This window comes from Methylobacterium longum (assembly GCF_022179385.1).
Classification (GTDB): Bacteria; Pseudomonadota; Alphaproteobacteria; order Rhizobiales; family Beijerinckiaceae; genus Methylobacterium; species Methylobacterium longum.
In genome coordinates this window covers 21,504-39,723 of sequence record NZ_BPQS01000015.1, presented here as the reverse complement: position 1 = coordinate 39,723, position 18,220 = coordinate 21,504, and the positions used below count along the sequence as shown (strand labels likewise).

Annotated in this window: 20 protein-coding genes; 7 read left to right on the top strand and 13 right to left on the bottom strand. The window is 73.5% G+C overall.

Going from position 1 to position 18,220, the window contains the following annotated elements; translation table 11 throughout:
• Window positions 1-108: 108 nt before the first annotated feature.
• Both MFF58_RS15135 and MFF58_RS15130 read left to right on the top strand, forming a co-directional pair.
• Window positions 109-633 carry a MarR family winged helix-turn-helix transcriptional regulator gene (locus MFF58_RS15135; RefSeq protein ID WP_238289365.1) on the top strand — a complete coding sequence of 175 codons (525 nt, stop codon included), beginning with the start codon at window positions 109-111 and terminating at the stop codon, window positions 631-633.
• The gene (locus MFF58_RS15130) at window positions 630-1,337 is read left to right on the top strand and encodes a response regulator (protein ID WP_238289363.1); all 708 of its coding nucleotides are present in this window, start codon (window positions 630-632) and stop codon (window positions 1,335-1,337) included. Before MFF58_RS15135 ends, MFF58_RS15130 begins: the two co-directional genes overlap by 4 nt.
• Before the next feature lie 74 nt (window positions 1,338-1,411).
• On the opposite strand, the gene MFF58_RS15125 is transcribed toward MFF58_RS15130, so the two are convergent.
• The 11 genes from MFF58_RS15125 to rho form a co-directional block, all read right to left on the bottom strand.
• The gene (locus MFF58_RS15125) at window positions 1,412-1,645 is read right to left on the bottom strand and encodes a hypothetical protein (protein WP_238289361.1); all 234 of its coding nucleotides are present in this window, start codon (window positions 1,643-1,645) and stop codon (window positions 1,412-1,414) included.
• A 101-nt stretch (window positions 1,646-1,746) separates the two neighbouring features.
• A complete protein-coding gene (locus MFF58_RS15120; RefSeq protein WP_238289359.1) occupies window positions 1,747-2,571 on the bottom strand; it encodes a 2-keto-4-pentenoate hydratase in 825 nt (274 codons plus the stop codon).
• 547 nt (window positions 2,572-3,118) lie between these two features.
• Entirely contained in the window at window positions 3,119-3,997 is an 879-nt protein-coding gene (locus tag MFF58_RS15115; protein ID WP_238289358.1) for a TIGR01459 family HAD-type hydrolase, read from the bottom strand.
• A gap of 139 nt (window positions 3,998-4,136) precedes the next feature.
• Window positions 4,137-5,381, bottom strand: a complete 1,245-nt coding sequence (locus tag MFF58_RS15110; RefSeq protein ID WP_238289356.1) for an extracellular catalytic domain type 1 short-chain-length polyhydroxyalkanoate depolymerase — start codon at window positions 5,379-5,381, stop codon at window positions 4,137-4,139.
• Between the two features lie 167 nt (window positions 5,382-5,548).
• Window positions 5,549-6,271, bottom strand: a complete 723-nt coding sequence (dnaQ, locus tag MFF58_RS15105) for a DNA polymerase III subunit epsilon (RefSeq protein ID WP_238289354.1) — start codon at window positions 6,269-6,271, stop codon at window positions 5,549-5,551.
• A gap of 71 nt (window positions 6,272-6,342) precedes the next feature.
• A complete protein-coding gene (locus MFF58_RS15100) occupies window positions 6,343-6,534 on the bottom strand; it encodes a hypothetical protein (protein WP_238289352.1) in 192 nt (63 codons plus the stop codon).
• A gap of 87 nt (window positions 6,535-6,621) precedes the next feature.
• Window positions 6,622-7,260 (bottom strand): dephospho-CoA kinase, encoded by a 639-nt coding sequence (gene coaE, locus MFF58_RS15095; RefSeq protein WP_238289350.1) that lies wholly within the window; start codon window positions 7,258-7,260, stop codon window positions 6,622-6,624.
• A complete protein-coding gene (locus MFF58_RS15090; RefSeq protein WP_238289348.1) occupies window positions 7,257-8,102 on the bottom strand; it encodes a shikimate dehydrogenase in 846 nt (281 codons plus the stop codon). Before MFF58_RS15090 ends, coaE begins: the two co-directional genes overlap by 4 nt.
• A complete protein-coding gene (locus MFF58_RS15085; protein ID WP_238289346.1) occupies window positions 8,099-9,118 on the bottom strand; it encodes a cation diffusion facilitator family transporter in 1,020 nt (339 codons plus the stop codon). Before MFF58_RS15085 ends, MFF58_RS15090 begins: the two co-directional genes overlap by 4 nt.
• Window positions 9,119-9,130: 12 nt before the next feature.
• Window positions 9,131-9,742: a Maf family protein gene (locus tag MFF58_RS15080; RefSeq protein WP_238289344.1), complete on the bottom strand. Its 612-nt coding sequence runs from the start codon at window positions 9,740-9,742 to the stop codon at window positions 9,131-9,133.
• A 323-nt stretch (window positions 9,743-10,065) separates the two neighbouring features.
• Complete coding sequence (gene rho, locus MFF58_RS15075; RefSeq protein WP_373323345.1) at window positions 10,066-11,409, bottom strand: transcription termination factor Rho; 1,344 nt, start codon at window positions 11,407-11,409, stop codon at window positions 10,066-10,068.
• Between the two features lie 423 nt (window positions 11,410-11,832).
• Here rho and MFF58_RS15070 point away from each other — a divergent pair, with 423 nt between their 5' ends.
• From MFF58_RS15070 to MFF58_RS15060, 3 genes are all read left to right on the top strand, one after another.
• Window positions 11,833-12,336, top strand: coding sequence for a DUF3429 domain-containing protein (locus MFF58_RS15070; protein ID WP_238289512.1), 504 nt, complete (start codon window positions 11,833-11,835; stop codon window positions 12,334-12,336).
• A gap of 250 nt (window positions 12,337-12,586) precedes the next feature.
• Window positions 12,587-14,134 carry a histidine--tRNA ligase gene (hisS, locus tag MFF58_RS15065; RefSeq protein WP_238289342.1) on the top strand — a complete coding sequence of 516 codons (1,548 nt, stop codon included), beginning with the start codon at window positions 12,587-12,589 and terminating at the stop codon, window positions 14,132-14,134.
• A 67-nt stretch (window positions 14,135-14,201) separates the two neighbouring features.
• Window positions 14,202-14,444 carry a hypothetical protein gene (locus MFF58_RS15060; protein WP_238289340.1) on the top strand — a complete coding sequence of 81 codons (243 nt, stop codon included), beginning with the start codon at window positions 14,202-14,204 and terminating at the stop codon, window positions 14,442-14,444.
• Window positions 14,445-14,556: 112 nt separating this feature from the next.
• On the opposite strand, the gene MFF58_RS15055 is transcribed toward MFF58_RS15060, so the two are convergent.
• Window positions 14,557-15,123 carry a histidine-type phosphatase gene (locus tag MFF58_RS15055; protein WP_238289338.1) on the bottom strand — a complete coding sequence of 189 codons (567 nt, stop codon included), beginning with the start codon at window positions 15,121-15,123 and terminating at the stop codon, window positions 14,557-14,559.
• Between the two features lie 480 nt (window positions 15,124-15,603).
• On the opposite strand from MFF58_RS15055, the gene MFF58_RS15050 reads away from it, so the two are divergent.
• Both MFF58_RS15050 and hisG read left to right on the top strand, forming a co-directional pair.
• The gene (locus MFF58_RS15050) at window positions 15,604-16,746 is read left to right on the top strand and encodes an ATP phosphoribosyltransferase regulatory subunit (RefSeq protein ID WP_238289336.1); all 1,143 of its coding nucleotides are present in this window, start codon (window positions 15,604-15,606) and stop codon (window positions 16,744-16,746) included.
• On the top strand, window positions 16,743-17,735 hold the full coding sequence (gene hisG, locus MFF58_RS15045) for an ATP phosphoribosyltransferase (RefSeq protein WP_238289334.1): 993 nt from the start codon (window positions 16,743-16,745) through the stop codon (window positions 17,733-17,735). The genes MFF58_RS15050 and hisG overlap by 4 nt, the downstream gene beginning before the upstream one ends.
• Window positions 17,736-17,855: 120 nt before the next feature.
• Here hisG and MFF58_RS15040 read toward each other — a convergent pair whose 3' ends face one another.
• Window positions 17,856-18,203: a lysozyme inhibitor LprI family protein gene (locus MFF58_RS15040; RefSeq protein ID WP_238289332.1), complete on the bottom strand. Its 348-nt coding sequence runs from the start codon at window positions 18,201-18,203 to the stop codon at window positions 17,856-17,858.
• Between the last annotated feature and the right edge of the window lie 17 nt (window positions 18,204-18,220).

Here is an 18,220-nt window from a genome sequence, read left to right as displayed (position 1 = left end):
GGGCGGGTCACGCGCCCGGGTGCCTCGGGGCGCGTCAGGGTTGACGGGCCCCGCCCTGCTTGAGAAACGTCACCGAAACTGACCTATCACGTTGGGAGCGGCCGCGCCGTGACACGGACAGCCCCGCACGAGGAGTCCTTCGCGGTCAAACCCGTCCCGGTCGCCGCGCCGGCCACCCTCGGCAGCGACGACCTGATCGAGCTCCTGTTCTTCGCCTACCGCGACTTCGTGGGCGATCCGGACCGGATCCTGGCGGATTACGGCTTCGGCCGGGCGCACCACCGGGTGCTGCACTTCGTCGACCGCTATCCGGGCCTGACCATCGCCGAACTCCTCGACATCCTGCGCATCACCAAGCAGAGCCTGAACCGGGTCCTCAAGGACCTGATCGGCCAGGGCTACGTGGCGCAGAAGCCCGGCGCCAGCGACCGGCGCCAGCGCCTGCTCTACTGCACGGAGGCCGGCGCGGGGCTGGCCGCCGACCTCACCCGCGTCCAGGCCCGTCGCCTCGTGCGGGCGCTGGCCGCCCCGGACGCACGGGGCTCGCCGGAGGATTTCCTGATGGCCATGATCGAGCCGGAGGACCGCCCGGCGGTCCAACGCCTGATGGCGCGGCGCGGGAGCGGCGCGTGACGATCCCCGTCCGGGCGGAGCTGCCCGACGAGGCCCCGCACGTCCTGGTGGTCGACGACGACCGCCGGCTGCGGGAGCTGCTCGCCCGCTACCTCACCGACCAGGGCTTCCGGGTCACCACGGCGGCGAGCGCCGCGGAGGCGCGGGCGCGGGCCCAGAGCGTGGTGTTCGACGCGATGGTGCTCGACGTGATGATGCCGGGCGAGAACGGCTTCGACTACGCCCGCAGCGTGCGCGAGACCTCCCGGGTGCCGATCCTGATGCTCACGGCCCGCTCCAACACCAACGACCGGGTGATGGGCCTGGAGATCGGCGCGGACGATTACCTGCCCAAGCCCTTCGAGCCGCGGGAGCTGACCCTCCGGCTCAACAACATCATCAAGCGCGGCGTGCGCCCCCGGGCGGCGGGCGCCGAATCCGTGACCTTCGGTCCGTTCGCGTACCGGATCGACCGGGGCGAGCTGCGCCGGGACGACGAGCTGATCCGCATCACCGAGCGCGAGCGCGAGATCCTGACCGTCCTGGCGATGGCGGGCGGCGCCAATGTCGAGCGCGAGCAGCTCGCCGGCAGCGGCGGCGCGGCGGCGGAGCGCACCGTCGACGTGCAGATCAACCGCCTGCGCCGCAAGACCGAGGTCGATCCCGCGAACCCCGTCTTCCTGCAGACCGTGCGGGGCGTGGGCTACCGGCTGGCGGTGGATTGAGCCCGGGCCAGGGGCTTCCGGCCCGGGACCGGGGCTTCCGGCCGCGGGACCGGGGCGGCCGGTCCCGGGCCGCCCTACACCGCGCGCGGCTCGTCGGGCTTCAGCTTGAGGGCCTTGGCGATCCGGGTGGAGAGGCTGCCCACGATGGCCACGGTGGCGCCCGGGTCGGCGCGCGCGCGGACCGCCTCCAGCGCCTCCTCGGCCCCCGGCATCATGACCGCGTAGACCGTGGTGCCCTGGCTGCGGGATCGTCCCGCCGTGACGGAGACGAGGAAGGTCGTGTAGCGTCTCCGCAGGCGTCCGGGCATGTCTCAGCATCTGGCATGTCGGCTAACCATTACCAATGCCCGAGTTCCCGAACCGGTCCGGAAATCCGCAGGGTTCCGGCCCGGCGATCCGGGCGGGTCGTTCAGATCAGGGCGAGGTCGAGGCCGGGCAGCGGCAGGCCCGCGAGCCGCAGGCGCCACACCTGGCCGGCGGCGACCGGCAGCGCGTCGGTGAGGGTGCCGGTGGTGACGACCTCGCCGGCGGCGAGCGGCGGCGCAGCCGGATCGTTAGCCAGCACATCGACGAGGTGGGCGAGGGCGGCCAGGGGCCCGGTCCCCATGACGTTGCGGCCGCCGCCACGATCCGCCACGGCGCCGTCGCACAGGAGATCGGCCGTGAAGCTCTCAAGGCCGCCGATCCAGGCCCGCGGGTCCGCCCGGGCGACGGGCACGCGCTCGCCGACCACCAGCATCCCGTGCAGCCCGAAGGCCGCGACGGTGTCGGGGGCCGCGAAGCGCCAGCCGGGATAGAGCGACTGCACGATCTCGAAGCCGCTCGCCACCCAGTCGCAGCACGCGAGCAGGGCCGCCGCGTCCAGGCCGGGCTCCGGCGCGCGGGCGAGGCCGAACACGATCTCCGGCTCGATCCGGGGTTCCACGAAGGCGGCGAGCGCCACCGGCCCCGTCAGGGCGTCCCGGTCACGCAGGGTCGTGTCGTAGACGTGGCCCCAGATCGGGGCGCCGACGCCGTACCGCTCCCAGATCGTCGTGTTGGTGAAGCCGATCTTGCGGCCCGCCGGACGCTCGCCCCGCGCCTCCCGCAGCCGCCGGACCTCCGCGGCCACCCGGTAGGCGGCCGGCAGGTCGAGGGCCGGATCCCAGCCGGTCAGCGGCGGGATCGGGCGCCGATGCTCGTGCGCGGCCAGGATGGTCCGGGCATGGGCGGCGGTGGATACAGGCTCGGTCATAGGTCCGCTTCCGGTGATGAGATCGGCGGCTTGGCGCCCGCGCTACGCCGGCGCGGGCGGTGTCGGCGCCGGTGGATCGGCCCGGCGATCCCGACCGCCGGGCCGAAGGTCACCCTACGACGGTCACTCTACGAAGGGGCGCCCTACGAAGGAACGGCTGCGTCAGCGGCCCGATGCCGGATCCCCGCCGGGCCGGAACCGGCGCCGCGACGTCGGCCCTGTACCGGATGAGCGCGCAGTCGACCCGCGGATCGAAGCCCGTCTCGTGGTCGTCGCGCCGCGAGCCCTCCGCCGCAAGGATGTTCCAGGCCCGCCAGCCGAGCTGGCGGGCCCCGCATCCCGGGCTGTCCCTGTGGGCGACGGCGATCCGCCGGGCGGCGAGCGCAGGCTCTCGGCCATCGCCGTGGGGTCACGGGGCGTATGCAGGCGTCCGATCCTTGAACCGGGCGGCCCCTCGTATCGGGGCTCGCGTGGCCGACGGACCGCTCCGAGGGCCAGACCTGTTCGACCCGATGCGTGCATTCACCGGATCGTGCGGCGCCGGTGCCTACCAGACCAGCCGCTCGATCACCGCGTCCGGGTGCACCGCCTGCCGGCCGAGCCATTCCGCCACGTCGCCGAGCCGGTGATGCGCGGCGGTGACGCCGAGTTCCCCCGCGTGGATGCCCCGCGCCACCAGGAGGCTCGCGATGCCGAAGCCGCTGGCGCCCGCGATGTCGGTGCGGATCGCGTCGCCGATCGCCAGGACCCGGGTCGGGTCCACCGGGGCGCCGGTCAGGTCCGCCCCCTTGCCGAGGGCCGCCTCGTAGACCGGGCGGTGCGGTTTGCCGGCATAGACGACGGTGCCGCCGATCTCCGCGTAGGCGGCCGCGAGGAGGCCCGCGCAGGGGATCAGCCGGTCGCCGCTCTCGACCACGAGGTCGGGGTTGGCGCAGATCATCGGCAGCCCCCGGGTGGCGCAGCGCGTGAGTTCCTCGCGGTAATCCTCCTCGGTCTCGCTGCGGTCGTCGAACAGCCCGGTGCAGACCACGAGGTCGGCCTCCCCCTCGGGGACGAGGCTGAGGTCGAGGTCCTGGAAGATGCCGAGGTCGCGCTCCGGCCCGAGATGCCGGATCCGGGCGCCGGGGCGCTGGGCGATCAGGCCGCGGGTGAGGTCGCCCGAGGTCAGGATCGCGTCGTAGGCCTCCCGCGGCACGCCGAACCGGTCGAGGATGCGCCCCACGCCGTCGCCGGGCCGCGGGGCGTTCGAGACGAGGATCACCCGGCGCGGCCGGTCTCCCGACAGGCCGCGGAAGCGGATCAGCGCCGCGCCGGCGGGTTCGTGCGCCTTCTGGCCATCGTGCAGCACGCCCCAGACATCGCAGAGGATCAGGTCGTACCGGTCGGCGACGTTCGAGAGGCCGTCGAGGGTCGGGATCGCGGTCATGATGGTCCGTGGAAATCGTGGTTTCTGAAGGTCCGGGACCTTGTGGGGGTGCGGGGCGGCGCCCTGCAAGCGGGCACGGCGCGCTGAAGCCCGAGCCCGCCCCGGCGGCCCGCCGGAGGGCTTGCCCCTGGGGAACCCTTTATCGGCGCTGCGGGCCCAGCCGGTGCTCGGCGAAGAAGTCGAGCATGGCGCGGGAGGCGTCGGGCCCCTCGCGGTCCGTATAGCTGCCCTCGGGGTGGCCGCCCGACCAGGCATGGCCGGCGCCGCGCACCCGCCAATCCTCGACGACGACGCGCCCGGAGGCATCCCGGTAGCGGGTGCGGGTGAAGGGGTGGCCGCGGCCCTCGATGGTCTCGGACCGCGCGGTCAGGTCCGCGACGTTGGCCTGCGCCAGCACCTGGTCGGCGTTGCGCACGCTCACCGTACCGTCATCCTCGCCGTGGACGATGATGGTGGGCACCCGGATCGCCGCGGCCGGCGCCCCGAAGGCGGTCGCGGCGCCGAGGCCCGGCGCGCCGACCTGCATGGCCATCAGCGCCGAGCCCAGGTCGCGGGCGCAGCCGGCGGCGAGGCCCGAATGGACGCCCACGGCGGCGTAGAGGTCGGGATAGGCCCGGGCGATGTTGAGGGCGGCCGCGCCGCCGGCCGACAGGCCGGCGATGTAGACCCGTGCTGGGTCGATCGGGTGCTCCGCCACGATCGCGTGGGTGAGGCCCGCGATAATCGCCGCCTCGCCCGATCCCCGGGCCTGGTCGCGGGGCTCGTACCAGTTCCAGCAGCGCTGGGCGTGGGCCTGACGGCTCTGCGCCGGATAGGCGACATACACGCCCGCGCGCTCGGCCAGTTCGTTCATGCCGGTGCCGGCGGCGAAATCGTCCGGGTTCTGCGTGCAGCCGTGCAGCATGACGATCAGCGGCGCCCGCGCCTCCGGATGGCTCGGGATGAACAGCTTGTACTCGCGGGTGCCGGCGGTCTCGGCGTGGCTCAGAGCCACGAACTGGCTGCCGGCGGGGCGCTTCCGCTCACCGGGGGGCGCGGACGGGCGCCGGGGGCTGCCGAGGCCCTTCAGCACCGGCGCGAGGCCGCGCACCACGTGGCCGACCACCTCGCGCACCCGCGTCCCCGACTCAGCCGCGCCGCGGGAGGTCTCGGCCCGTGTTTCGGCCCCTGTATCGGCCCGGGTCTCGTCGCTGCGGGCGGGAGCCGCCGGCGGGGCCGCCCTGTGGCCGCCGAGGCTGCGCTGGATCAGGGCGGTCGCCTCCTCCAGGCGGCCGAGGCCGGTGAGGCGGGTGGCCTCGATCATGTCGGCGAGGGGCGACCCGCCGCGGGATATGCCGTCCTGGGCCTCGTTGTCCCTGTCGCGAGTCCCGAAATTCTCGGCCATGCGTGCGCGCCTCGTTGCCTCAGCATTCCTGCCGCGGGCGGGACCGGCTCGCCGGTGCCGCCGCGTGCCTCGGCGTCACCACCCGGCGGGTGGGAGCGCCGACAACCTATTGTGCATTGCAATAAACGCCGATGTGCGATGCGGCAACGCCCTCGGGCGCGGACCGGTCAGGCGGGATCGTCCGCGCCGATATACTCGGACCAGATCGCGGCGGGACCGAGGCTCGCCCGGAAGCCGTCGTGGCGGGCGCGCTCCGCCTCGGTCAGGCGGCTCCGGTAGGGTCGGGACATCGCCGGGGCCGCCTCGCGGCCGGACGACCCCGCCGCCGGGGCCGCGGTCGCCGCCGCCGTGAGGCCGAGGCTGGTCTGCTTGCCGCCGAGCAACTCGACATAGACCTCCGCCAGGATCTGCGCGTCGAGGAGCGCCCCGTGCTTGGTGCGCCGGGTGTTGTCGATGCCGTAGCGGTTGCAGAGGGCGTCGAGATTGTTGGCCGCCCCCGGGTGCTTGCGCCGGGCCATGGGCAGCGTGTCGACCACGTCCTCCAGCCGGATTGGCGGGGGGGCGTTCGCCCCGAGCCGCGCGTATTCCATGTTGAGGAAGCCGACGTCGAAGGGCGCGTTGTGGATGACGAGGCGCCCGTCGGCGAGGAAGGCCAGGAGTTCGCCCACGATGTCGGCGAAGGGCGGCTTGTCGGACAGGAACGCGTCGGACAGGCCGTGGACGTTGAACGCGCCCTCGGAGACGGCGCGCTGAGGGTTGCAGTAGCGGTGGAAGGTCCGGCCCGTCGGGATGTGGTTGAGGAGCTCCACCGCGCCGATCTCGATCAGCCGGTCGCCCCCCTTCGCCTCGGTGCCGGTGGTCTCGGTGTCGAGGACGATCTCGCGCAGCATGGGTCTCGCGGCTCGCAGATGGGGGGCGGATCCTACCCGGATAGGCCGGCGTGGTTAAGCTCCCGTGCCCCTCAGCGCGAGCTGTTGCGGTAGAGGCAGACGCGGCCCTGATCCGCGTAGCCGGCCGGGCAGGCGGCCAGGCAGGCGCCGGCGGCCAGCTTCAGGGGCGGCGGACAGGACGCGGCGTACGGGGCCTGCGCCGGTGTCGTTCCGAGCAGGGCCGTCACCGCCAGGATTCCGGCGCGCCCGGTCCGATCGACCATTCCGAACCGCCGTCCCATCGCGTCCACCCCGTGGCCGGTTCGCGCCCGCGCGACCGGCACCCGCAGATATGCGGCCGTGCGGCCGTGTCATCCGTCCGCCCGGTGCGTCGGCGCACCCCCCTCCGTCAGCCGGGCGACGATCCCCGCCACCGCGGCCTCGGCAGCGGGAAAACCCCGGCTCGTGTCGATCACGAAATCCGCCCGGGCGCGCTTCTCGGCATCGGGCATCTGCTTGGCGAGGATCGCCGCGAAGGCCGCCTCGTCCATGCCGGGGCGGGCGAGCACCCGGGCGCGCTGGACGTCCGGCGGCGCGCTCACCACCGCGACCGCGTCGCAGCGGCCCTCGCCGCCGGTCTCGTAGAGGAGCGGGATGTCGAGGACGACCAGGGGCGCGTCCGCGTGCCGGGCCAGGAACGCCGTGCTGGCCGCCCGGACCAGCGGGTGGACGAGTCTCTCGAGGACCGCCATCCGGTCGGGGGCGCCCAGCACGGCGGCGCGCAGGCGCGTCCGGTCGACGCCGCCCTCCGCGTCGCGCACGCCCGGGAAGGCCTCCCCGATCGCCGCCGCGGCCGCACCGCCCGGCCCGTAGAGGGCGTGCACGGCCGCATCCGCATCGTGGACCGGGACGCCGAGCCGCGCGAACATCGCCGCGGTGGCCGACTTGCCCATGCCGATCGAGCCGGTGAGCCCGAGCACGACGGGTCCGGAACCGGCCTTCGGCCTCATGGGGCGAGATCCGCCACGATCCGGTCGCGCAGGGCCGGGGTCACGGTCGGGCGCAGCCCGAACCAGGCCTCGAAGCCCGGCACCGCCTGGTGCAGCAGCATCCCCAGCCCGTCCGCGGCGGCGAGGCCCCGTTCCCGCGCGGCGGCCAGCAGGGCCGTCTCCAGCGGCGCGTAGACGATGTCGGCCACCGCGGCCCGGGCCGGCAGGGGCGCGAGGTCGAGGTCGAGGGGCGGCTGGCCCTTCATGCCGAGCGACGTGGTGTTGACGAGGAGCCCGGCCGCCTCCAGCGCCGACGGCAGGTCGTCCCAGGCCAGCGCCGCGCCGATGCCCGGCGCGAGCGCCGCGACCGCCTCGGCCCGGGCCGGGGTGCGGTTGGCCACCAGGATGCGCGGCACGCCGCGCTCGGCGAGGCCGGCCACGATGGCGCGCGCCGCCCCGCCGGCCCCCAGGACCACGGCCGTGCCCCGCGCCGGCCAGTCCGCCCCCAGGGCCTGGTCGAGATGGGCGCAGAAGCCCGGCGCGTCGGTGTTGTCGCCGCGGATCCGGCCGTCCGGCTCGACCACCAGGGTGTTCACGGCCCCGATCCTCTCGGCCCGCGCCGTCAGGGTGTCGGCGAGCGCGAAGGCCGCTTCCTTGTGGGGGAGGGTGACGTTGCCGCCCCGGTAGCCGGAGGCCGGCAGGCCGCGGACGAAGTCCGGAAACGCCTCGGGCGCCACGTCCAGGCGCTCGTAGGAGCCGGGAATCCCGTGCGCGGCGAGCCAGTGGCCGTGGATCAGCGGCGAGCGCGAATGGGCGATCGGGTGGCCGACCACGAAGGCGCGGGGCGGCGCGGCGGCGCTCATGCCGCGCACGCCGTCGCGAGGCGGCAGGCCGGGCCGCCGGCCTCCTCGATCTGCACCGTGGCGTGGCCGATGCCGAAGCGCGCGCGCAGGCCGTCCGCCGTCTCGTTCAGGAAGCCGTTGCCGGGCGTCCGGTGCGCCTGATGGCCCTCTTCCATCACGAGGTGGACGGTGAGGGCGATGCTGGTGGTGCTCATCGGCCAGATATGCAGGTCGTGGAGGTCGGCGACGCCGGGCCGGTCGCGCAGGAAGCCGGTGACCGCCTCCGGGGAGATCTCCGGCGGCACCGCATCGAGGGACATCGCCACGCTGTCGCGCAGGAGTCCCCAGGTCGCCCAGACGACGAGGGCGGCGATGACGAGGCTGACCGCGGGGTCGAGCCAGGCGAGGCCGGTCAGCTGGATCACGAGGCCCGCCACCACGACCCCGGCCGAGACCGCGGCGTCGGCCATCATGTGCAGGAAGGCGCCGCGGACGTTGATGTCGCCCTTGGCGCCGCTGGCGAAGAGCCACGCGGTCAGGCCGTTGACCAGGATCCCGATGGCGGCCACCACCATCACGGTCGTGCCCGCCACGGGCTCGGGATGGACCAGCCGGACCAGGGCCTCCCAGATCACCGCACCCATGGCGATCAGCAGGAACACCGCGTTGAACAGGGCGGCCAGGATCGAGGAGCCCCGGTAGCCGTAGGTGAAGCGCGCGGTGGCGCGCCGCCGGACCAGGATCGCGGCGATCCAGGCGGCGGCGAGGCCCAGTACGTCCGAGAGGTTATGGCCGGCATCGGCCACGAGCGACATGGAATTGCTGAGATAGCCGTAGACGGCCTCCACCACCACGAAGGCGGTGTTCAGCCCGATGCCGATGGCGAAGGCCGCGCCGAAATCCTTCGGCGCGTGCGCGTGGCCGCCGTGGGCGTGTCCCCCGTGCCCCCCATGCCCGCCGTGTCCCCCGTGGGAATGGCTCCCGGGCCCGGGGCTGCCCCGAGCAGGGCCGCCATGCGCGTGGTCGTGTCCCGCCAAGGCGGTGCTCCCTCAGAAATCCAGACGCCCGGCGGCGCGGAGCCGCGCGAGGAGCGGCAGCAGCGGCAGGCCCAGGACGGTGCTGTGGTCGCCCGCGACCGATTCGAACAGGTGGATCCCCGGCCCTTCGAGCTGATAGCCGCCGACGCTCGACCGCACCCGGTCCGCGCCGGCGCAGTCCACATAGGCCGCGATGGCCCGGTCATCGAGGGGGCGCAGGGTCAGCCGCGCGGTCTCCACGAAGGCGTCCGTGACCGGACCGGCCAGCGCCACGGCGGCGTGCAGGGTGTGGGTCCGGCCGGCGAGCCGGGCGAGCTGCGCCCGGGCCGAGGCGGCGTCTTCCGGCTTGTGGAACACGGTGCCGTCGAGAGCGAGCACTTGGTCGGCGCCGACCACCAGCCGCCCGGGGAACCGGGCCGCCACCGCGCGGGCCTTGGCGCGGGCCAGGGTCAGGGCGAGGTCGGCCGGGGACAGGCCGGCGCACTGCGCCTCCAGGGCGCGCTCGTCCACGTCGGGGGCGGCGGTCTCGACCGGCAGGGCGGCGCTCTCCAGAAGAAGGCGCCGGGTCGGGCTGGTGGAGGCGAGGAGGAGCGGGTCCGGGCCGATCCAGGGCGAGCGGGGCATCGCGCCAGTGTCACGGATCCGGCGTCGGGCGCAAGTCGGCGGCCGCCCCGGACGCGGGGGCTGCGACGAGCCCCACCGCCGGGTTCGACCGGCCGGCGGGGCTGTCGCGGGGCCGATACGCAACCTGGCGCCCGGTGATGATCCTGGCAGGGACCGGTTAGAGGACGGTCAACGGCCGCGCCGGGCGGCGGGGCGCAACTGTGCCGCGGCGGGACACGGGCAGAGGCACCGGCCGGCCCGGCGATCCCCGGAGCTCTCCCGCGAGGTCCGCCGACGTGCGGACCCCGGATGCGGCGGGCGGCCGGGATACCCGTGGCGTCGCCTCAGGTGTTCATCGAGTCGAAGAAGTCGCCGTTGCTCTTGGTCTGGCGCAGCTTGTCGAGGAGGAACTCGATCGCGTCGGTGACGCCCATCGGGTTGAGGATGCGGCGCAGCACGTAGGTCTTCTTGAGGGCGTCCGGCGGGACCAGCAGCTCCTCCTTGCGGGTGCCCGAGCGGGTGATGTCGATCGCTGGGAAGATGCGCTTGTCGGAGACCTTGCGGTCCAGGATGATCTCGGAGTTGCCGGTGCCCTTGAACTCCTCGAAGATCACCTCGTCCATGCGCGAGCCGGTGTCGATGAGCGCGGTGGCGATGATCGAGAGCGAGCCGCCCTCCTCGATGTTGCGGGCGGCGCCGAAGAAGCGCTTGGGCCGCTGCAGGGCGTTGGCGTCGACGCCGCCGGTGAGCACCTTGCCGGAGGACGGCACCACGGTGTTGTAGGCGCGGCCCAGCCGTGTGATCGAGTCGAGCAGGATGACGACGTCGCGCCCGTGCTCCACGAGGCGCTTGGCCTTCTCGATGACCATCTCGGCGACCTGCACGTGGCGGGTGGCCGGCTCGTCGAAGGTCGAGGCGATGACCTCGCCCTTCACCGAGCGCTGCATGTCGGTGACCTCCTCGGGCCGCTCGTCGATGAGCAGCACGATCAGGTAGCACTCGGGATGGTTCAGGGTGATCGACTGGGCGATGTTCTGCATCAGCACGGTCTTGCCCGTGCGCGGCGGCGCCACGATCAGGGCGCGCTGGCCCTTGCCGATCGGCGAGACGATGTCGATGATCCGGGGCGAGAAATCCTTCTTGGTCGGATTCTCGAGCTCGAGCTTGAACCGCTTCGTGGGGAAGAGCGGCGTCAGGTTGTCGAAATGGACCTTGTGCTTGATCTTCTCCGGATTCTCGAAGTTGATCGTGTTGACCTTCAGAAGCGCGAAGTAGCGCTCGCCGTCCTTGGGGCCGCGGATCGGACCCTCGACCGTGTCGCCGGTGCGCAGGCCGAAGCGGCGGATCTGAGTCGGCGAGATGTAGATGTCGTCCGGACCGGGCAGGTAGTTCGAGTCGGAGGAGCGCAGGAAGCCGAAGCCGTCCTGCAGCACCTCGACGGTGCCCGAACCGATGATCTCGACCTCCTTGGCAGCGAGCTGCTTCAGGATGGCGAACATCAGCTCCTGCTTGCGCATGGTCGAGGCGTTCTCGACCTCGACCTCCTCGGCGAAGGCCGTGAGGTCGGTGGGCGTCTTGGACTTGAGGTCCTGGAGCTTGACCTCGCGGACGCCCACGAGGGCGGCGGGCATTTCAGCCGGCTCCGCGGTCTCGATGTCGTCGGCGAGGGCGTCGGGGTTTTGCGTCATGGAGTGTCTTGCAACCGACGGAGAAGGTGGGAGGGCCGGTTCTGTGCCATGCGCCCGGGGGACGGGCGCCGAGGGACGGGCCGCGCTGCGGCGAGGGGCCCGAGGATCAGGTTGGCGAAACCGTTTTGGCAGGACCCTCGTGGCTCACGGGCGCGCTGTGGCGCAGACCTTGTGATGAGGGCGGGACAGAAATAACGCGTTTCCTCACCGTACTCAAGGGGGCTTGCGGCGGCGCAAGCGTTCGGCAAGTTCAAGGCGTCAGGATCGGCGGGCCCGGGACTTCCCGGCGGGTCGGCCGGGGCGACGCCCGCGGCGCCGCCGGCCCCGGTTCGGAACCGTGCCGGCGCGGGGCCGTTCACCGTGCCGGCGCCGCAGCGCAACAGAAATCCGCCCGAACATCCCACGAGAGCCTGCTTGAACGCCATGCGCGACGACGCCACCGGACGCACCCTCACCGCGCACGAGCCGCGCCGGATCCCCTGGCTCGACGTCGTCTTCGGCTTCGGGCCCATGGTGCCGATCGCGGTCGGCGCCGCGGGGGCGTGGTGGCTGAACGGGCAGCCCCTCGACTACTTGGTGGCGCTGTTCACCCTGCTGTACGCCGCCTCGATCCTGCTGTTCCTGGCGGGCGTGCACCGGGGCGTTAGCTTCCGGACCGAGGGCGGCCCGCAGGTCTCGCAGATCGTGACCATGCTGATCCTGTACGTCCTCGGGCTCGCCAGCCTGTTCGCGGCGGTGATGGGTAAGGCGGTGCCGGCGCTCGCCATGCTGATCCTCGGCTACGCCCTCATCGGCATCCTCGACCCGATCGCCGCGCGGGCCGGCGAGGTGCCGCTCGCCCATGCGCGCCTGCGCCCCCTGCAGATGCCGATCGCCGTCGTGAGCCTCGCGGCCCTGCTCTGGCTCAAGCTGACGGCGCCGTACTGACGGATCCCGCCCGCGGGCCGTCGGTCCGGACCCCCGGCGGCGCTCCGGAACGACACGGTCGAGCGGAGCCGGACCCGATCGGGGAGGCGGCCTCGCACCGGGCCAGCCTCGCATCGGGCAGCCGGAAACCGAATTCCCCTTTCGCGCGGCATGCTCTAGAGCCCGGCCCCAGGATCTCCGCCCGCCGGAGACGATTCAAGATCCGATGCCGGACCCGGAATCCGGGTCCGCGAGAAGCGAACGCGCACCCATGTCCAAGGCCGATACCCCCCGGGCCGAGAAGGCCGAGACCCTGAAGCCCCGCCTGCCGCGCGGCTTCGTCGACCGGCGCGCCGGCGAGATCGCCGCGCAGGCACGGATGCTGGAGACGATTCGCAGGAGCTTCGAACTCTACGGTTTCGAGGCCCTGGAGACGCCCTTCGTCGAGTACACCGAAGCTTTGGGCAAGTTCCTGCCCGACCTCGACCGTCCGAATGCGGGCGTGTTCTCGTTCCAGGACGACGACGAGGCGTGGCTGAGCCTGCGCTACGACCTCACGGCGCCGCTGGCCCGGTTCGTGGCCGAGAACTACGACGCGCTGCCGAAGCCCTATCGCAGCTACCGGGCCGGCTACGTCTTCCGCAACGAGAAGCCGGGGCCGGGCCGGTTCCGCCAGTTCATGCAGTTCGACGCCGACATCGTCGGCGCCGGATCGGTGGCGGCCGACGCCGAGACCTGCATGCTGATGGCCGACACGCTGAACCGCCTCGGGCTCGGCGGGCAGTACGTCGTCAAGGTCAACAACCGCAAGGTGCTCGACGGCGTCATGGAGGCGATCGGGCTCGCCGGCGCCGACAAGGCCGGCCAGCGCCTGACGGTCCTGCGCGCCATCGACAAGCTCGACCGGCTGGGCGTCGACGGGGTGCGCGACTTGCTCGGCGCCGGCCGCAAGGACGAGAGCGGCGACTTCACCCGGGGCGCGGGCCTCGACGCGGCGGCGATCGGCCGGATCCTCGCCTACGTGTCGTTCCAGGCCGATGCCGGGGACGGCGCCGACAAGATGGCGTTCTGGGAGAAGTTCTTCGCGGGCTGGCACGACGCGGTCGGCGCGTCCGAGACCGGCCGCGAGGGCATCGCCGAATTGCACGCGATCATGCGGCTCTGCGCCGCCGCCGGCTACGGCCACGACGTGATCCGGGCCGATCCGAGCGTGGTGCGCGGGCTCGAGTACTATACCGGCCCGGTCTACGAGGCCGAGCTGACGTTTCCCGTCACCAACGAGGACGGCCAGACCGTGCGCTTCGGCTCGGTGGCCGGCGGTGGCCGCTACGACGGCCTCGTCGGGCGGTTCCGGGCCGAGCCGGTGCCGGCCACCGGCTTCTCGATCGGCGTCTCGCGGCTGTTCTCGGCGCTGCAGCTCGTCGGCAGCCCGCTGCTCGCCGGTGCCGAGACGCCCGGGCCCGTCGTGGTGCTGGTCCTCGACCGGGAGAACATGACCGATTACCAGCGGCTGGTGGCGCTGCTGCGGGCCGACGGCATCCGGGCCGAGCTCTATCTCGGCGCCGCCGGCATGAAGGCGCAGATGAAGTATGCCGACCGCCGCCGCGCCCCGGTGGCGGTGATCCAGGGCTCGAACGAGCGGCTGGCCGGCGAGGTCCAGATCAAGGACCTGATCGAGGGTGCCCGGGCAGCCGAGTCCATCGCCAGCAACGCCGAGTGGAAGGCCGCGCGGCCGGCGCAGATCTCCTGTCCCGAGGCCGATCTGGTGGCGCAGGTCCGCGCCGTGCTGGCCCGGCATTTCACATCCACGGCCGGTTGAAACGCCGCGGCCTCGACGGCGTTGATCCCGGTCGATGCCGCGACGCCGTCGGCAGGGAGATCCGGGGATGCGCACCAAGATCCTGATCCTGTCGGCCGGGCTGGTCCTCGCCTGCGCGGCGCCGGCCTCGGCGGCCCGTCCGGTCCCCGGTCCCCTGCCGAGCGCCGTCGCGGCCGCCACGCCGGGCACCGGCAGTGCCCCCGTCCTCAGCGCCGGCGTCGCGGGCGCCCCCGCACTCGCCTCCCTCACACGGCGCAAGCCGGCACGTCGGCCCCGCGGGGCCCGGCTCGGCAGCATCCGACCCCTCTGAGAACCTGTCCGGCCTCCGGACGCATCCGGACGCATCGCGACGTATCCGGAGGAGGGCCGAGACGGCCGGTCTCCAGCCCGCGCCCTCGTCCGGGGCCGGCTCCGCGCGGGCGCTATCGGACGCAGACGGGCGGCACGGCGGCGCAGAGGTTGGTCGCGAAGGTTTCCACGCCGCACGCACCCTCCCGCGCCCGGCAGATCCCGATCGCCAGCGGCAACGTCACCGGCGGATCGAGGGGGCCGAGCACCCGGGCGGACCGCAGCTGGTCGAGGGTCTGGGCGTAGATCCGGACCCGGACCGTCCGCGCGCCGGTCTCGGTGTTGCGCCAGAGCTCGAAGGCGAGGGCGGCGCCGGGGGGCGTGGGATCCGGCTGCCCCGGGAGCGACCAGCCCAGACCGAGGGCGCCCGACAGGTTCGCCAGGGTGGTGTCGTCACCGGCCAGCACGACGAGGCGGGCGCGCGGGCCCAGCGGCGGCACGCCGAGCCCCCGGGGCGCCTCACCGGCCAGCAGGTCCGCCAGCATCCGCAGCAGCGTCGCCGCGCGGAATGCCGCGATCTCAGGCGTCCGGTGCAGGAGATCGGCCGCGCGGCGGGGGGCGGCGGCGAGGAGCGTGATCAGCGCGGCGCACAGCCCGGTGCATCGCGGCCGGCCCACGGCCCGAGAAGCGCGCCGCCGCATCGCAGCCTTGTCCCCACTCCGTCGCCGGACGATCCGGTTACGCCATGATGGATCCGGCATCGCTCCGGACGCAATCGGCCGCGTCTTCGATCCGTCCTGAGATTTCAGGCGCCGCCTCTGCATCGCGCCGAGGGATCAGGCCTCGGAAGGGTCCTGACACGACACGATGTCCGACGACGAAACCGACCCTGTATTTGCGGTATCCACCGGGTAGACGATCCGCGACGGGGACGCGGAGCAGGTCGACGGCCGCGGCCCAGCGGCCGGGCCGGCCCGGGTGGCGCCGCGCTCACCGAGATCGCCCCGCCGGGATCGCGGCGCTGCGTCCGTGGAGAGGAAGCCGATGCCGTTCGGGTCGACCGACGGCGTCGCCAAGCTCGGTCGCCAAGCCCGGTCGCCAACCCGGTCGCCAACCCGGTCGCCAACCCGGTCGCCAAGCCCGGTCGCGGTTGCTACAGAGCGCCCGCGAGGTGGATTGCGATGACACGACCGGAGGCGGGAGAGACGGGGGCGGGGGACGCGGCGCGCACGCGGCTGCTCGCGCATCTGGCGGCGGCCGGCTACCGGCCGGTGACGCCGCCGGTGCTGCAGCCGCTGGAGCCGTTCCTCGAACTGTCGGGCGAGGATATCCGCCGGCGGATCTTCGTCACCCAGGACGCGGGCGGGGCCGAATTGTGCCTGCGGCCCGAATTCACCATTCCGGTCTGCCGCCTGCACCGCGCGGAGTCCGACGGACGGGCGGCGGATTACAGCTATTGCGGCCCGGTCTTCCGGCTCGCCGCCGACGAGCCCGACGAGTTCTTCCAGGCCGGGATCGAGTCGATCGGGCGCACCGACACGCCGGCGGCCGACGCCGAGGTGCTGGGTCTCGCCCTGGAAGGCCTCGCGCTGTTCGGCCGGACCGACCCGGCGGTGCGGCTCGGCGACATGGGCCTGACCGTGGCGCTCCTCGACGGCCTCGCGGTCCCGCCCGCCGCCAAGCGCCGGACGCTCCGGGCGCTGGCGGCCGGGCGCTCGCTCGATGCCGTCACCAACGGCGCCGAAGGGACCCGTCCCGAGGATCCCCATGCGGGCCTGCTGGCGGCGATCCAGGGCCAGGACCCGCGGGGCGTGCGCGCCTTCGTGGAGGACGTGCTGGCGATCGCCGGCATCTCGGCGGTGGGCGGGCGCAGCGCCGGCGAGATTGCCGAGCGCTTCCTCGCCAAGGCCTCCGCACAGGCCCATGGCGGGGCTGGGCTCAACGCCGAGAACCGCGCGATCCTCGACCGCTACCGGGTGATCGCCGGCCATCCGGACGCGGCCGCCCGCGACCTGCGGGCGCTGGTCGCCGACGCGCAGATCCGCCACGACGCCCTCTCGGCCGCCCTCGACCTGTTCGAGGAGCGCACCGGCTTCATCGCGGCCCGCGGCCTGCCGATCGAGCGGTTCCGCTTCCAGGGCGGCTTCGCCCGCAACCTCGACTACTACACCGGCTTCATCTTCGAGGTGACCGAAGAAGCGGGCCCGATCCTGGTCGGCGGCGGCCGCTACGACGGCCTGCTCGGCCATCTCGGCAGCCCCGTCCCGCTGCCCGCGGTGGGCTGCACCTTCTGGATCGAGCGCGTGGCGGGAGCCGGCCGATGAGTGCTTCGGACGCGACCACCCTGCCGCTGATCCTCGCCGTCCCGTCGAAGGGCCGCCTGCAGGAGAATGCCAGCGCGTTCTTCGGCCGCGCGGGCCTCAAGCTCGCTCAAGGCGCGGGCGCCCGCGACTACCGCGGCAAGCTGCTGGGCGTGCCCGACGTCGAGGTGCGCTACCTCTCGGCCTCCGAGATCGCCGCGCAGCTCGCCTCGGGCGCCGCCCATCTCGGTGTCACCGGCGAGGACCTGATCCGCGAGACCCTGCCGGACGTGCGCGGCCAGGTCGAGCTGCTGACGCCGCTGGGCTTCGGCAACGCCACCGTGGTGGTGGCGGTGCCCCAGGCCTGGATCGACGTGCGCGACATGTCCGACCTCGACGAGGTCGCGGCCGGCATGCGCACCCGCCACGGGCGGCGCCTGCGCGTGGCCACCAAGTACGTGAACCTGACCCGCCGGTTCTTCGCCGAGAAGGGCGTGGCCGACTACCGGATCGTCGAGAGCCTGGGCGCCACCGAGGGGGCGCCGGCGGCGGGCTCGGCCGAGATCGTGGTCGACATCACCACCACGGGCGCCACCCTCAGCGCCAACGCCCTGAAGGTGCTGGACGACGGCATCATCCTGCGCTCGGAGGCGAACCTCGTCGCCTCGCTGAAGGCGCCCTGGGGCGAGGGCCAGCGGGCGGCCCTGCGCACCGTGCTCGGCCGCATCGCCGCCGAGGAGCGCGCCCGGACCACCCGGGAGGTGCGCGCCGCCCTGCCGGAGAGCGGCACGATCGACCTCGCCACCATCGCGGGCCTGCACGAGGCCGAGTTGCCCTACGGCGCGCCGAAGGGCGCGGAGGGCGAGATCGTCCTGCGCTGCCCGGAGGGCGCGGTGTTCGACCTCGCGGGAGCCCTGGTCCAGGCCGGCGCCCGGGCCGTGACGGTGCGGCGCGTGGACTACGCCTTCGCGGCCGAGAACCCCCTGGCGGAGCGGCTGCTGGCGCGGTTGTGAGGGCCGATATCCGGGGGCGGAGGGCGGGCGCGCGCTAGGGGTTCGCGGCCGGCGCCGGCCGACGGCATCGGCATGTTCCGGCCGTCGTCCGCGTTCGGGGCCCTGGACCGGCCGCTCGAACTACTGCGGCCCCTGCTTGGCGAACTCCGCCAAGACCCCGCGCAGCACCTTCAGCCGCGTGTCGTACACCCCGGTGAGGCAGGCGACGTCGCCGCCGCAGGTCCGGCGCTCCGTCAGCCACGCCTCCTGGTCATCGCGCAGCTTGGTCTGGCCGCCCATCGGCAGAACGGCCTTCAGGATCTCGAACCGGGTCGCCATCTCGACGTCCCGGTCGTTGAGGGGCCGGTGTGCGCACACGGCCTTCTCGTCGGCCGCCTCGGCCCTGTCGCACGGGAAGCTCGCGGCCTGCGCGCAGGGTCCGAACGCCAGGGCGGTCAGGACCAGGACGGCGGGGAACGACTTCGACATGGCCTCAGAACGGTCCG

What these genes read in the sequence shown, in the direction of transcription:
- MFF58_RS15050 (WP_238289336.1), top strand. Translation starts at nt 15,604, where the DNA reads ATGACACGACCGGAGGCGGGAGAGACGGGGGCGGGGGACGCGGCGCGC.
- MFF58_RS15125 (WP_238289361.1), bottom strand. Translation starts at nt 1,645, where the DNA reads ATGCCCGGACGCCTGCGGAGACGCTACACGACCTTCCTCGTCTCCGTC.
- hisG (WP_238289334.1), top strand. Translation starts at nt 16,743, where the DNA reads ATGAGTGCTTCGGACGCGACCACCCTGCCGCTGATCCTCGCCGTCCCG.
- MFF58_RS15100 (WP_238289352.1), bottom strand. Translation starts at nt 6,534, where the DNA reads ATGGTCGATCGGACCGGGCGCGCCGGAATCCTGGCGGTGACGGCCCTG.
- MFF58_RS15070 (WP_238289512.1), top strand. Translation starts at nt 11,833, where the DNA reads ATGCGCGACGACGCCACCGGACGCACCCTCACCGCGCACGAGCCGCGC.
- MFF58_RS15115 (WP_238289358.1), bottom strand. Translation starts at nt 3,997, where the DNA reads ATGACCGCGATCCCGACCCTCGACGGCCTCTCGAACGTCGCCGACCGG.
- hisS (WP_238289342.1), top strand. Translation starts at nt 12,587, where the DNA reads ATGTCCAAGGCCGATACCCCCCGGGCCGAGAAGGCCGAGACCCTGAAG.
- rho (WP_373323345.1), bottom strand. Translation starts at nt 11,409, where the DNA reads ATGACGCAAAACCCCGACGCCCTCGCCGACGACATCGAGACCGCGGAG.
- MFF58_RS15060 (WP_238289340.1), top strand. Translation starts at nt 14,202, where the DNA reads ATGCGCACCAAGATCCTGATCCTGTCGGCCGGGCTGGTCCTCGCCTGC.
- MFF58_RS15090 (WP_238289348.1), bottom strand. Translation starts at nt 8,102, where the DNA reads ATGAGCGCCGCCGCGCCGCCCCGCGCCTTCGTGGTCGGCCACCCGATC.
- MFF58_RS15120 (WP_238289359.1), bottom strand. Translation starts at nt 2,571, where the DNA reads ATGACCGAGCCTGTATCCACCGCCGCCCATGCCCGGACCATCCTGGCC.
- coaE (WP_238289350.1), bottom strand. Translation starts at nt 7,260, where the DNA reads ATGAGGCCGAAGGCCGGTTCCGGACCCGTCGTGCTCGGGCTCACCGGC.
- MFF58_RS15080 (WP_238289344.1), bottom strand. Translation starts at nt 9,742, where the DNA reads ATGCCCCGCTCGCCCTGGATCGGCCCGGACCCGCTCCTCCTCGCCTCC.
- MFF58_RS15110 (WP_238289356.1), bottom strand. Translation starts at nt 5,381, where the DNA reads ATGGCCGAGAATTTCGGGACTCGCGACAGGGACAACGAGGCCCAGGAC.
- dnaQ (WP_238289354.1), bottom strand. Translation starts at nt 6,271, where the DNA reads ATGCTGCGCGAGATCGTCCTCGACACCGAGACCACCGGCACCGAGGCG.
- MFF58_RS15055 (WP_238289338.1), bottom strand. Translation starts at nt 15,123, where the DNA reads ATGCGGCGGCGCGCTTCTCGGGCCGTGGGCCGGCCGCGATGCACCGGG.
- MFF58_RS15040 (WP_238289332.1), bottom strand. Translation starts at nt 18,203, where the DNA reads ATGTCGAAGTCGTTCCCCGCCGTCCTGGTCCTGACCGCCCTGGCGTTC.